We start from the raw sequence: 13,440 nt of genomic DNA on the forward strand, positions 1-13,440 counted from the left end.
GATTATGTGTTGTGCTCTACGTCTATAACTTTATCATCAGAGCCGATTCTGGGGGATGAACTACATTTGGGAAACTATAGAACGTTTTTTGGTTCTTTGCGAAATTCATTTGGCGTGACGCCACACCACTTTTTGAAAATTTTAATAAAATAATTATCGTTCTCAAAGCCCACCTGTTGCCCAATCTCACTAATTGTTAGCTTCGTCTCTGCAAGCAGCATTTTTCCAGCCTGAATACGCCGCTCTTGAATATAATTCGTCAACGTTTTCCCTGTCTTTTTCTTGAATAAGTCACTTATATAGCTGGCATCCATTCGGATCAACTCTGACATGGATTTGAGCGAGATGTCCTCAGAATAATGCTCTTCAATATAAGCAATTATTTTGTTCATCTCCACATGATCTGTCGGTCCCGTTTGTTGCTTCTCAGGAAACCATTTATCGGCCTTTTTCAACTTCACCATTTGCTCCAGCTCGGCATGAACCTTACCCATGGTCTGCTTCAAACCTTGTAGATCTAAAGATAGCTTCAGAATGTAGTCCGAAGCTCCAAATACGAGCGCTTGCCGAGCGTATTCAAATTCACTCAATGCGGTCAACATTACAAATCGACAGTCGAAGCCTTCCTCTCGCGCAACTTGAAGGAGCTTCACCCCATCCATCACTGGCATATTGATATCCGTCACTACCACATCAGGTCGAAGCTCACGAATCATTTGCAAGCCTACTTCTCCATTCTCCGCCTCACCTATAATTTCAAACGGGATTCCAGCCTTTAAGAATAACTTCCGTATACTTTTAACCGCGGGTTGTTCATCATCCACAATTAACGTTCTCCACATGTGAGCTTACCTCCATCGTAAGGTTTTGAAATAAGAAGTGGAAAATGGATAATCACTTCAGTTCCTGTGTCTGATGATACAATGTCCATGCCTGTCCGTTGATTCTTGAACAACAGCTCTAAGCTCTCCCTAATATTCTGAACACCGATTCCTTTTCGTTTCCGTGCAGCCTTATTCAGCTGTGCTCTATCTATCCCCATTCCGTTATCTTTAACCTGTAGATATAGTTGCTGTCCAGTCACCTTAGCGGAAATATCAATTCTCCCTTGTTTCACAGACTGACCGAAGCCGTGAATCAAGCTATTTTCAATTAAGGGTTGAAGACAGAATTTAGGAATTAATGCGTATTGTAGTTCCTCGTTGATATCATATTGAATCTCAATCCCATGTCCGAAGCGTTGCCGCTGAATTTCCATGTAAGATTCAATTAGTACAATCTCATCCTTTAACAGAATCAAATCCACTTCCGTATTTAAGGTTGTTTCCAATATTTTGCCTAGTGCAACACAAATTCCATAAATTTCATCATCATCTTTATCTAAGGCGATGCTCTTTATCGTATTCAATGTATTTAGTAGGAAATGTGGATTCATCTGCGAAAGTAACACCTGAAATCGAACGAATTGCTTCTGCTTTTCTTCAAGCTGAAGACGCTGCAACAGCTCATTTAAATCATGGATCATTATATTGAAACTCTGAGTCAGCGCCAGAATCTCTCCCCGCCCTTGCTCGGGTAATTTCATTTTGAGATTCGTTTTAGCGGTCATCTCCATCTTCTTCTGCAGCTTCTTTAGCGGCACTGTAATCGTCGATGATATAAAATAAGTTAATAGAACAAATAGCAGTAGTATGACTCCAAATACAGCAAAAAATCGTTGCTTCTGCTTATACACCTCAAGAAATAGCTGTTCTAGCTGCACCTTTTTAACGACATAACCATTCAACTCTTCGATGTAGCTGTATGTGTATAAGCTTTTCTCATTCGGATCGATGATGGATGCAGCACGCTCTGTCTGCCGCTGGTGGTCACTCTTCACAATACTCTGCGCAATATCTGGAGAAAAGGTCTCATCCTTATCCGGATTAAGCATCATTCTCCCTGAGGCATCGAGCAGAAAAAAAGAACCTTCCTGTTTACTCCCTAACGTTGATTTAATAAACCACTCCTCATAATCGATACTTAGTCTTGCATAAGCATAAATGTTAAAACCATTATCACGCATAACCTCATAGAGGCTAAGCATTTTCTTACTTGTCGTACTTTCCCGGACCACATTATTCTTGTCATTCGGATTCCATATATATCGATTCGCTCCTTCTCGCTTCAACGCTTGAACCCAATCTTCCGATTGGATTTCGTCGTAGCTCAAGGTTTCCCTCGGCATAAAGGAAGTGTATGCGTTTCCATGAAGGTCGATTAAAGTATAATACACCGTCGCTCCACTCATGAAGAATGTATTTTCAATCGCTCCAAACTTGTTTTCAACGAGCTTTTTTCTCGTGATTTCATCAGATTGCTCGGGATTCTTCATTATCGATAAAATCGTTGTATCTTGTTCAAGTAATGATCCTGTTTTCATAACGAGACTCATGAGATCAACAAAACCATTCTTAATCCCAATAAGCTGCTCTATGTTCTTCGTTTCCGCATTATCCTGAAGCATTTGTTCTGTCTCTTTGAAGTTATACAGAACGAGCATGGCAATGGGTGTTAGTACCAACAGTAAGAAAGCTAACAGAATCCGATTCTTAAAGGTACTTGGCGTAAGTTTTAAATATAATCGTTTCAAAAGAGGACTCCCCTTACAGTGTATGTGCTTACAATCCTTCCACCCTATTGTAATCTTCTCCTGCTCAAAAAAATAGAGCCGGGATATTCTCCCGGCTCTACCTAATTTCTACTCGTCAATCTTCAGAACGGCCATAAATGCTTCTTGCGGTACCTCGACACTGCCGACTTGCTTCATGCGTTTCTTACCTTCTTTTTGTTTCTCGAGCAGCTTACGCTTACGCGAAATATCACCGCCGTAACATTTAGCAAGTACGTTTTTGCGCATCGCCTTAACGGTTTCACGCGCAACCACCTTCGTACCCACAGAGGCTTGAATCGGCACTTCGAACATTTGACGAGGGATAATCCCACGCAGTTTCTCACAAATGATACGTCCGCGGTTGTACGCACGATCACGGTGAACGATAAAGGACAAGGCATCAACCTGCTCATTGTTAAGCAAGATATCCATCTTGACCAGATTCGAACGACGGTATCCTGAAATTTCATAGTCGTAGGATGCGTAACCTTTGGTACCAGATTTCAGCTGATCAAAGAAATCATAAACGATTTCTGACAGTGGAATCTCGTAAGTAATCGTTACACGATTAGTATCTAGATACTCCATATTTACGAACTCGCCACGTTTATTCTGGCACAACTCCATTACGGTACCCACAAAGTCGTTAGGCACGATGATCGCTGCTTTAACATACGGCTCTTCAATGTAGTCAATCGTTCCGATTTCCGGATAATGTGACGGGTTGTCGATTTGAATCATTTCGCCATTGGTCAGCATAATTCGGTAGATAACGCTCGGTGCGGTAGTAATTAGCGGCAAATTGAACTCACGTTCAATCCGTTCCTGGATAATTTCCATATGCAAGAGACCAAGGAATCCGCAACGGAAGCCAAATCCAAGTGCGCTAGAACTTTCCGGCTCAAAGCTTAGCGAAGCATCGTTAAGCTGAAGCTTCTCAAGGGCCTCACGAAGATCGTTATAATCGGAGGTTTCAATCGGATACAAACCACAGTATACCATCGGGTTAATCTTACGATAACCTGGAAGCGGCTCAGCAGTAGGATTCTTGGCATCGGTAACCGTATCACCGACACGAGTATCCCCAACATGCTTGATACCAGCTACGATAAACCCAACATCACCGATGTTCAATTCATCAACAATGGTCATACGCGGCATAAATGCACCAACCTCAATAACCTCAAAGGTCTTTTCGGTTGCCATCATCTTAATCTTCGAACCTGCGCGGATCTTCCCGTCCATTACGCGCACATAGACGATAACGCCTTTGTAAGGATCATAATGAGAGTCAAAGATCAATGCTTTAAGCGGTTCTTCCGAATTACCGGATGGAGCAGGAACCTGCTTCACCACTTGCTCAAGGATTTCCTTGATACCGATACCGGCTTTGGCAGATGCCATAACCGCTTCACTGGTATCCAGCCCGATAACATCCTCAATTTCCTGCTTTACCCGGTCTGGGTCAGCGTTTGGTAGATCAATTTTGTTGAGGACAGGCAGAATTTCCAGGTTGTTATCCAGCGCTAGATACACATTGGCAAGCGTCTGTGCTTCAATCCCTTGTGCCGCATCTACTACGAGCAACGCGCCTTCACATGCCGCAAGACTGCGGGAAACTTCATAGGTGAAATCGACGTGTCCCGGTGTATCAATCAAATTGAGATAATACTCTACACCATCGTCTGCACGATAGGTTAAACGCACGGCTTGCAACTTTATTGTGATACCGCGTTCGCGCTCCAGATCCATCTGATCGAGTACCTGTTCCTGCATTTCACGCGTGGTTAGTGCCCCCGTGTATTCCAAAATGCGGTCAGCTAGTGTCGATTTACCATGGTCTATATGTGCAATAATCGAGAAATTGCGAATTTGTTGTTGTCTTTTCTGAACGTCAGTCATTCCTTACCCCCACAGACAGCCTGATATTAATCCACTTATTATAACAGTACAAGCTTACTCCATCAATCCCGCCCTTACGTAAAACAGAAGAAACAGCTATTCACGTATCCGTGAAATAACTGTTTCTCCTGAAATCATTGTGATTCTTCCGCCGAATCGAACAATGAAACTACCCAGCGTATGCCCTTCTGAGAAGCCTGCTGGAGAAGGCCCGCCGTTTTATCTGCTATCACATCGACCGTCGGCTTTTGTTCCTCAGGAATCAGAATCTGTTCCGGAGTTTTCGTACTATACCCGTTTACCACCTGCTGAGGAAGATCTGCATTTGGGGCAGGATTGCTATTCTGTGGCAACGGGGAAACAGGCGTATATGCACCTGTGATAGGGTCGATCACCATCGGAACATACACATAAGTCTGCCCACCTTGTGTAACCCCATTCTTTATCGGTTGTGATTGCATGCCCGTCACTTGGCTGGTTGGCGTAGTCGATAGATCAGTCCAGCCTGGCAACAGCTTAGAGACAGTTGCTCCTCCGCTGCCACTAAACTGCATACCTAACAGTATACCGACCCCTGCCCAAATACCGACCATAACCAGTTTTTTACCGAAACGAGACATGTAAGCCACTCCTTTTTAAATACTTGTGTAATAAAGCTGTTTATTCTAAATTAAATGTCTATAGCTTAAGAAGCTCCGTTCGACTTTTGGGGTGCTGTAGCATTGGTTTGTCCCTTGCTCTCTTGTGTTGTGGGACTTGTCACCTTTCCAGCTGCGTTTACCTTCTCCGAGTCATGACTGCTCCAGTACACATCCGCAATAGCATCTGCCAAAATATCAGCCGTTCGCTTTAATTCCTCTGCCGTATTATCAACACCGCCCACCTCAATCAAGACACTATTAGGTGAGAGGGTCTGGTTGTACTCCCCGTTGTTTCCTTTACCCGCAGCTTTTCCCCATATTCCGCGAGATATTCCTGGGTAACTCTTTTCAATCGTTTGATGAATCTTGTTCGCAAACTCTTCGTTCTTCTTCCAATCTTTATTCGCATGTCCAATAATAAAATACACCTGAGCGTAACTTTTCCCATCAATCACTGCAGTTGTTTTGCCATGACGCTGCGAGTCGCGGTGAATGTCGATAAGTTCACTCATTTCTTGGTTTGAGCTCATTGCAGATTTAACCAACATTCGAGAGTATTTGTAGGAAAAATTCCAGTTATAGTCGGCAATTTTAGTTAGAAAATCTTCTTTGGCATGAACTGTACCAATCCCGCGTTGTTCCAATCTTTTCGTAATATATGATCCTACCAGCATTACATTTTTAGAAGAAACCGCCGAGCTTGGATTTTCGTTCGTCACTCCTAGTAGAGGGTTATAGGCCTCTCGAGGATGTGAATGATAGATAAGAACCCGTTTGACCGAGGTATCCTTATCTGTCTCGCCTTGAGGATCACTCTTATCCGTGCCTCCCGTAGCTCCTGATGGCTCAGGAGACGGAGTTATCGTCGCTTCAGGTTGCTGTGATGGGGTATCTTCAGGCTTGTCCACTTCGTCTGGAACAGATGGATCATCCGCTTCCCCTCCACCCTCAGCCAGTTCATCCGTTCCCGGATGATAATCAACAGGCGCTCCTGTAGAACCACCCGAGCCTTTTCGCAATAGAAACGGATCATCCGCTGCCAAACCTGGCACTTCACGAGAGACTAGACTCTTCGGATCACTCGGATTCACACTGGTCAGCAATTGAAATACAAAGGAAGTTACTTTTTCACCTGAAAAAGCGGAAGGCTCTTCCCCCTTCGGTAAATGCGGTACCTCCATCCCCAACAGCTCCATGAAAAATCCACTAGATAGTGAGGCCGCAAGCCCCTTCATAGATGGAATGGGTGAAGAGTTCAACTTCTGTCCGGCCAAACCACCAGCTCCAAGCAGCATAAAAAATACTAGCGAACCTCCGGCCAACAGCAGCATCGTTCTTCCCAGCGATAAAGCATCCAGCACTCTTCCACGTAAGCGGCCGATGTTCCAAAGCTGAAACCATTTTTTATTCATTATATTTATGTCCTCCTCCAGCCCTCTGTAATCTCTTATACTCCAAATCTATGAGTGAACGAGAAATAGTAGAACCGAAAATGAGAGAATAGACATAGAGCCCGTACAGGATACTGTAGATCAGCATCCCGCCGGACTGTGCTAGCTATGATTCAATTAGTGGGTATAAGCACCGACATTCTCAGGATCGACCGCATCATGCAAGGCCGCATTCAAACCACTGGCTACAATATTGGCGATACCTTCAATAAATTCATCGATTTCTTTAGGTGTAACGATCAGATCATGTCCAAGTGGCTCAAGAACTTCCTTCACCAGTGACAATCGCTCCTGCTCGGAAATATCGTCCAACATCCCCATGATTTCTTTAGTGTGACCAGCTCCTTGCCCGAAATGATTCTTCATCATCTCCAGCACATTATTTACAATAGTTGAAGCATAGCAAACTGTAGGAACACCGATGGCAATACAAGGAACACCCAGAATTTCCTGCGTCAATCCGCGTCGTTTATTTCCAATCCCTGAACCGGGATGGATGCCGATATCAGCAATCTGAATTGTCGTATTGATCCGTTCAAGCGAACGGGATGCCAGTGCGTCAATGGCAATGATGAGATCCGGCTTTGTACGATCCACAATCCCCTGTACAACCTCACTTGATTCGATACCGGTCAATCCCAATACCCCGGGAGCAATAGCACTTACCTTGCGATAACCTGGAGAGACCTGATCCGGCACCAGCTCATAAAACTGCCGAGTAATGAGCGCATTCTCCACGACCAGCGGCCCCAATGAATCTGGAGTCACATTCCAGTTACCAAGTCCGACGATCAGCACAGATGCATCCTTACCAATGCCAATCCTAATCAGGAAGTCCTCGAATTCGCGAGCAAAGACTTCAGCTACTTTTTGCTGCAAGCCAGTATCTCCATTGCGCAATGCTGGTACCTCAAGCGTGACATAATTCCCAATCGCGCGACCTATCGCCTGTGATCCGGCAGCGTTAGCCACACCAAGCCGGGTAACTTTTATCCCATCAGACTCTTCCACTTCTTCGTTCACACCAGGGATTGGCGTCCTTTGTGGCCCTTGGGCCATTTCCTTTGCTTCTAACGCCAAGTCCGTGCGTACCGAATATAGCTGCAGATCCGGTTCCATCGTTATACCAGCCTCCTTAAAGGTTTTGTAAGCATACACTTCATTGAGTAACCTTCGACAAAACTTGCTTCGTAAGCGATACTTAGTTTTGTAAGCTTTCGCTTCGTCCTTGAGTTACTTTGAACAAAAACTCAAATTACAAGCTTCTGCCTATGCTCTTTTGTCGATAGTGTGCGAGAGAAAGCCCTTGTTTATGCAGGTTAAAATGGTTTATTTTGAAAGCTTTAAGTATTGCTTTTTACTACCGGTCATGCTAAACTATTTTAAGTTGTGAATCATTTGATAATGATTTCGAATGTCTTACAGGAGGTGAATGCAATGCCAAATATTAAATCCGCGGTTAAACGCGTAAACACGAACGAAAAACGCCGTGCACTGAACGCTTCCCAAAAATCCGCGCTTCGTACAGCTGTGAAAACTGCTGATGTAGCACTGACAGGTACGGAAGTTGAAACTGCTCAAGCTGCTTTCCAAGCTGCTTCCAAAAAGCTGGACAAGGCCGTAACTAAAGGTCTGGTTCATAAAAATGCGGCTGCCCGCAAAAAATCCCGCTTGGCGAAGAAATTGAACGCTCTTAAGGCTCAAGCCTAGGACGACATTCATAATGAGCAATTGAAGAACCTGACCGCTATGTTTCATACGGTTGGGTTTTTTTGTACCAGCAACTCCTTCTGAATCGCATAATCGTGAATAAAAAAAGAGCAAACCCAGCATGATTAGCTGAATTCACTCTTCTTCGCTTGTATTCTATTCTTTCAAGTTCCTTCACAATCTACTAAAGTAACCATCGAACTAGGCTGCAAGCCGCAGCATAAACAGCTCCAGACCAAGCACTTTATCTACAGCCCCTGTCTTCATCTTATAATCTAGATCAGCCAGTGCACTTAAGATTTGCCGCAGACGTTCACTTGAGAACTTGTGAGCCTGCTCCCCTGCAAGCTTAACTGCATAGGGATGAAGTCCGATCTGCGAAGCAATCTGACCTTGCGAATAACTATGTGCTGATAAATCCTTCACCTGCAAAATAATTCGGAACTGCCGCGCAATTAACGCAGCAATCTTAATAGGTTCTTCCCGCTGCTTCAACAGCTCATACAGCGTATCAAGCGCCTTATCCAAACGGAGGTTAGCGATATCTTCCACAAGCGTGAACACATTTTGTTCTGTTCCGCGGTGCACTAGACTCTCTACCGCTTCTGCGTCCACGATTCCGCCCTTCCCAGCGAATAAACAAAGCTTGTCCATTTCCGCAGATAAGCCTTGCAAACCTGTTCCTGCATTGGTTATGAGAATTTCCGCAGTCCCGGGCGCCATCACACAACCTCGTTCACGAATCCCTTTCTCCACCCAGCGCAGCAGTTCTTCTGCTCCGAGCGGGTTAAAGGCTAATACCGTGCCCGCTGATTTAACAGTCTTCACAATTTTCTTACGCTCATCCAGCTTGTCATTATTCACCATAAAGACGATTACACTGAAATCTACAGGATGCTGCAAATAATCACTTAAAATATCTATACGATGCTCAAGTTTGGCATTTTCTTTTCCTGCAGTAAATAACGATGCGTCCCGCACCAGCAATAATTTACGTTCTACCATAAAGGGTACAGTCTCAGCTTCTTCTACCACAGCCTGCACCGGCGTCTCAGAGAGATCAAAGGGAATAACCGCGAAATCACGATCCTCTTTGGCAATCAGCTGGTCTTCCAGCAATGCCGCAAATTCATTCATTCGAAATTTTTCACTGCCGTACAAAAGGTACAGCGGTGAGATTTTCCCTTGTTTGATTTCTTTTATCGCCGTTTTGGCATCCATTCCGCCACTTCCTTTTCCATTCATCTAGCCCAATTTGCCCAGAGTCCTATTGTAGCAAAAAAAACGACAAAAATGCACAAGTATAACCACCTTCGGCATCTTATATGGACGGTAAGCGTTTAATTGAGAAAAATAAGACATAAAGTATAAGTTCCACGCAATACTTTATGTCTTATTTTTCATGCAAAAACGGAGAAACTCTGGCAGCCATGGCCAAAGCTCCTCCGTTTCAGCGGCGCATCTATATAAACGCCGGAGTGAAAAGCCCTAGAAACTTCCCATCCGACGGTCATACCGATGTTCTGCAAATCCAATACTCTCTAGTTCCTGTCCGGTTGCTATAGTATATTCCGAAACTTCGAAAAATGTTCCGGCCTCATATTAATTTGTTGACGAAGCAGCCGGTGTTGCTGATGGCGACGCGGCCGGAGTAGAAGAGGTAATTCCCGCTTTTTGCACAGTGTACACCTTGGTAGTATTAACTCCATCTTTCTCCGTCACATACGTGAACTGCGAGCTATCCGCCGACCATTCTCCGGAAATCCAATTTCCTTCTAATGGATAAGAAGTTACTGCCGTCCTATCTTCCACTGAGCCTTCAGGTGAATTCTTATATATTACAAGCTGTAACCCAGCGAACTCAACCGCATAATGCCCATCAGGTGAAGTCCAAGTCTGAACATTAGAATCCGTAGAATCCGAAGAAATGTTAAAGCCCATAACTTCTCTTCTATAGTCACTAGCAATATCTAATGCTTCCTGCGTAGGTGGCGCTAAATCAGCTGCGCCCCCCTTATCTATAGAAGCGGGTTGATCCTTCTTATCCGCTTTGGGCTGATTATTACTAGTGTCGCTAACATCCGGGGGTTGAACTTTCGTTACTGCATCCGGCTTCGGCGTCATAATCTTCTCAGTAGGATTAGGCTTCACATCTTTAGTTGGTTCCGGTATCGATCGTCCACCCGATCCAGCATTAGTTTCAGTTGGGGAAGGCGGCATCGACGCAGGATCAACCGGTCCCATTGCTCTATCTAATGGGGCGTTACCCTCATCCACACCAGGCGCAGCCGGTAGAGCCCCGGAATCTGTTCCGCTATTAGCAGGCGCAGCCTCATCTAAACTAGCAGATGTAGAAGCTTGAGCTTGCGATTCAATAGCCATATCAGCAGAATCATTGCTGGCTGTATTAGCATTATATTGTAAGCTTTGTTCTACCTCTGCCCCAGGCATTTTATCCGGCATATTAAAAATAGCGATCCCTAATATTACAGCAGCTGCAATAGCTCCAATGCCTGTCCGTGTTGCTATAGAGGTTCCCTTGGAAGCTTTACCGCGGGAGCTTTCACGTGAAAATGGAACTACAACTGGCTCCTCGGTTCTCACAGCGCTTTGTTCACGACTGCTTCGATCCAATTCTGCAAGCTGAGGTAAAATAGAGTCAACCAGACTAAACGGGGGTTTCACGTCTGGCAATTGCTCCAATTCATTGGAGAGAAGTGTCAGCCGCTCAAAGACTTCCGCGCAGGAAGGACAATTATCGATATGACGGAACATTTCAACAATCTCATCTTGGCTCAAATCTTTGTCTAAATAGCGGTGCATCCATTCCATCACCTCCGCGCATTTCATCCCGATACACCACCTTTCTGGTACTCCTGAAGTCTATTCTGCAGCTGCTGTCTGGCCCTAAACAGGTATGATTTCACTGTATTCAAAGGCAAATCCAGGCAGTCTGCAATCTCGTTGTAAGAAAAATCTTGTAAATAGCGTAGGACAATGACTGTCCGATGATGTTCGGGCAATTGATCAATCGCTTCACGTATATCCTCAGCTAAATAAGAGGATAGAACTTCGCGTTCCACATTGTGTTTATCCTGAAACACCATTTCATGTTCATCAATAGAAACTGTAGGTTTAGTTCTTCTGAATTTATCAATGCAAATATTGGTAACGATTCGCTGAACCCACGTTTTGAACTGGGCCTTTTCCTCATATGAACCGATTTTGGTATAAACCCGGATCAAGGCCTCCTGTGATGCATCCAGTGCATCTTGTTCATTATGCAAAATGTAGAAGGCCGTTTTATATACATGCCCTTCAATTTCTCGCAATAGGGTGATTAGAGCGTCGCGATCGCCCGCTTGAGCGGCTCTGATGAGTCCCTGCTCCACCACGAAGGTTCCCCCTCTCTATGCAATCTTACTGACGCGCAAGACTGCGAATTTGTTGCAACCCTGTAATTAATATTTTTAGAATACCAAACTTTTCTTAGAACGTCATGTTAAGCCATCTTTTATAAAGCGCTAACGCACAATTCGCAGCCAATAATTCCTACTAAGCATACAGGGGAAACTTCAATCATTCAAATACTCTTTTGAATAACTTTATAACAAAAATGACACAAGTATAAACGCCTTCAACATCCCTATAAGGACGGCAGGCGTTTAGGCATGAACTATCTCCCATTCCCAAAAGAAAAGGGCTTATCCTCCTGCCGGAAAAGAAGCCGTCAGCAAACAAGAAATGGCTCTAAAATTAAGCACATAACTCTATTTATATAACACAATCTTGCAGAGTAAGAATACTGCGTAGTTGTCCCTAGTTTCGTCATCCACAACATACGCCTCTCCATTCTCAAAAATATGCGGGTTATTGTAATTTCGCTCTAATCTATAGATCTGGCCTTCCGTCACCTTACAACCATGGAATGCCGATGCAATTTCTACGTATTCAGCATCCTCTTCATCAGCTGCTTGATACAACTTTTTATCATGATAAGCAGGCATATACTCACTCCCGGTCCGATAATAAACCATTCCAATTTGTTGACGTCAGTCAAACATCATAACTCTCCTACTTTATAGTTTATTGCCTTTGTCCTCATTCTATACTTTATGAAAAACATATATTGCAAGAAATTGTGATTAGCAAAAAATAAGCATAAAAAAAGCTGTATAACTGACATCCGTCAGCATACAGCTTTCAATAATCGATCCATTTGAATTTATGAGACAAACAAAGTTAAATTCCTTTTACTTCTTTAAACTTCGCCACATACTGAGCCGCAAGATCAGTAATCTGATCATATCGGCCATCCTTCGCTGGTGCAGTCAAATTGCCCCCGATACCTACTGCTATACAGCCGTTGGCAATCCACTTCTCCATATTATTCAGATCCACGCCACCTGTTGGCATAATGTTCACATGCGGCATAGGACCTTTAACCGCTTTCACATAATCCGGACCAAAAGCACTGCCAGGGAATAGCTTAAGCACATCCACTCCAAACTTCAACGCTTCCTTCATTTCATTTAATGTCATGCAGCCAGGCATGTATGGAATACCATAAAGGTTACACATCTTAGCTGTCTCTGCTTCAAAAGAGGGACTAACCACAAATTCCGAGCCTGCAAGAATGGCTATTCTGGCCGTTAATGGATCAAGTACAGTACCTGCTCCAATCACTGCGCGATCTCCGTACTCTGCAACCAATCGTTTTATCGCCACATCCGCATCCGGAGTCGTGAAGGTGACTTCAATATTATTCAAACCGCCTTCAATACAGGCAACGGACATTTTAAAAGCTTCCTCAGCACTATCAGCACGAATAACAGCTACAACTCCAACGGACGCCACATTCTGCAATACTTTCATTTTCTTCATCAGTAGACTCCCTTTCTCTTGGTACGATCGTAGATGAATATGAAATACTAATTTAGATAAACTTTTTTATTAAATTTACTAATTATTGCGACATAATCTATAATGAGATAGTAATAATAATACGGGTAACAGTCAATACAATTTTATATAGATCATGATATATTTTCATCAAATTCACCAATTAACCCTTATAAAATAA

At 43.8% G+C, this 13,440-nt stretch carries 12 protein-coding genes; 1 reads left to right on the forward strand and 11 read right to left on the reverse strand.

Going from position 1 to position 13,440, the window contains the following annotated elements; genetic code table 11:
- Positions 1-74: 74 nt before the first annotated feature.
- The 6 genes from NSU15_RS23575 to gpr all read right to left on the reverse strand — a co-directional run bounded on the left by NSU15_RS23575 (position 75) and on the right by gpr (position 7,766).
- Positions 75-842, reverse strand: coding sequence for a response regulator (locus NSU15_RS23575; RefSeq protein WP_339287735.1), 768 nt, complete (start codon positions 840-842; stop codon positions 75-77).
- On the reverse strand, positions 827-2,632 hold the full coding sequence (locus NSU15_RS23580; RefSeq protein WP_339287736.1) for a histidine kinase: 1,806 nt from the start codon (positions 2,630-2,632) through the stop codon (positions 827-829). Before NSU15_RS23580 ends, NSU15_RS23575 begins: the two co-directional genes overlap by 16 nt.
- A gap of 108 nt (positions 2,633-2,740) precedes the next feature.
- Entirely contained in the window at positions 2,741-4,555 is a 1,815-nt protein-coding gene (lepA, locus tag NSU15_RS23585) for a translation elongation factor 4 (protein ID WP_042130404.1), read from the reverse strand.
- A gap of 134 nt (positions 4,556-4,689) precedes the next feature.
- A complete protein-coding gene (locus NSU15_RS23590) occupies positions 4,690-5,175 on the reverse strand; it encodes a hypothetical protein (RefSeq protein ID WP_339287738.1) in 486 nt (161 codons plus the stop codon).
- A gap of 65 nt (positions 5,176-5,240) precedes the next feature.
- Complete coding sequence (locus NSU15_RS23595; RefSeq protein WP_076117355.1) at positions 5,241-6,608, reverse strand: stage II sporulation protein P; 1,368 nt, start codon at positions 6,606-6,608, stop codon at positions 5,241-5,243.
- 156 nt (positions 6,609-6,764) lie between these two features.
- Entirely contained in the window at positions 6,765-7,766 is a 1,002-nt protein-coding gene (gene gpr / locus NSU15_RS23600) for a GPR endopeptidase (protein WP_076117358.1), read from the reverse strand.
- A gap of 318 nt (positions 7,767-8,084) precedes the next feature.
- Here gpr and rpsT point away from each other — a divergent pair, with 318 nt between their 5' ends.
- Complete coding sequence (rpsT, locus tag NSU15_RS23605) at positions 8,085-8,357, forward strand: 30S ribosomal protein S20 (protein WP_042130412.1); 273 nt, start codon at positions 8,085-8,087, stop codon at positions 8,355-8,357.
- 201 nt (positions 8,358-8,558) lie between these two features.
- Here rpsT and holA read toward each other — a convergent pair whose 3' ends face one another.
- The 5 genes from holA to NSU15_RS23630 all read right to left on the reverse strand — a co-directional run bounded on the left by holA (position 8,559) and on the right by NSU15_RS23630 (position 13,241).
- Positions 8,559-9,578 carry a DNA polymerase III subunit delta gene (holA, locus tag NSU15_RS23610; protein ID WP_339291446.1) on the reverse strand — a complete coding sequence of 340 codons (1,020 nt, stop codon included), beginning with the start codon at positions 9,576-9,578 and terminating at the stop codon, positions 8,559-8,561.
- A gap of 381 nt (positions 9,579-9,959) precedes the next feature.
- A complete protein-coding gene (locus tag NSU15_RS23615; RefSeq protein ID WP_339287739.1) occupies positions 9,960-11,207 on the reverse strand; it encodes a zf-HC2 domain-containing protein in 1,248 nt (415 codons plus the stop codon).
- Entirely contained in the window at positions 11,204-11,752 is a 549-nt protein-coding gene (locus NSU15_RS23620; protein WP_036677530.1) for a sigma-70 family RNA polymerase sigma factor, read from the reverse strand. Before NSU15_RS23620 ends, NSU15_RS23615 begins: the two co-directional genes overlap by 4 nt.
- Before the next feature lie 375 nt (positions 11,753-12,127).
- Positions 12,128-12,364, reverse strand: a complete 237-nt coding sequence (locus tag NSU15_RS23625) for a hypothetical protein (protein ID WP_139328458.1) — start codon at positions 12,362-12,364, stop codon at positions 12,128-12,130.
- Between the two features lie 235 nt (positions 12,365-12,599).
- Positions 12,600-13,241 (reverse strand): bifunctional 2-keto-4-hydroxyglutarate aldolase/2-keto-3-deoxy-6-phosphogluconate aldolase, encoded by a 642-nt coding sequence (locus NSU15_RS23630; protein ID WP_042130419.1) that lies wholly within the window; start codon positions 13,239-13,241, stop codon positions 12,600-12,602.
- Positions 13,242-13,440: the final 199 nt, after the last annotated feature.

This window comes from Paenibacillus sp. FSL E2-0201 (assembly GCF_037963325.1).
Taxonomy (GTDB): domain Bacteria; phylum Bacillota; class Bacilli; order Paenibacillales; family Paenibacillaceae; genus Paenibacillus_AQ.

Coding starts and splice junctions, on each gene's coding strand:
- rpsT (WP_042130412.1), top strand. CDS start 8,085: ATGCCAAATATTAAATCCGCGGTTAAACGCGTAAACACGAACGAAAAA.
- gpr (WP_076117358.1), bottom strand. CDS start 7,766: ATGGAACCGGATCTGCAGCTATATTCGGTACGCACGGACTTGGCGTTA.
- holA (WP_339291446.1), bottom strand. CDS start 9,578: ATGGATGCCAAAACGGCGATAAAAGAAATCAAACAAGGGAAAATCTCA.
- lepA (WP_042130404.1), bottom strand. CDS start 4,555: ATGACTGACGTTCAGAAAAGACAACAACAAATTCGCAATTTCTCGATT.
- NSU15_RS23575 (WP_339287735.1), bottom strand. CDS start 842: ATGTGGAGAACGTTAATTGTGGATGATGAACAACCCGCGGTTAAAAGT.
- NSU15_RS23590 (WP_339287738.1), bottom strand. CDS start 5,175: ATGTCTCGTTTCGGTAAAAAACTGGTTATGGTCGGTATTTGGGCAGGG.
- NSU15_RS23615 (WP_339287739.1), bottom strand. CDS start 11,207: ATGAAATGCGCGGAGGTGATGGAATGGATGCACCGCTATTTAGACAAA.
- NSU15_RS23595 (WP_076117355.1), bottom strand. CDS start 6,608: ATGAATAAAAAATGGTTTCAGCTTTGGAACATCGGCCGCTTACGTGGA.
- NSU15_RS23630 (WP_042130419.1), bottom strand. CDS start 13,241: ATGAAGAAAATGAAAGTATTGCAGAATGTGGCGTCCGTTGGAGTTGTA.
- NSU15_RS23625 (WP_139328458.1), bottom strand. CDS start 12,364: ATGCCTGCTTATCATGATAAAAAGTTGTATCAAGCAGCTGATGAAGAG.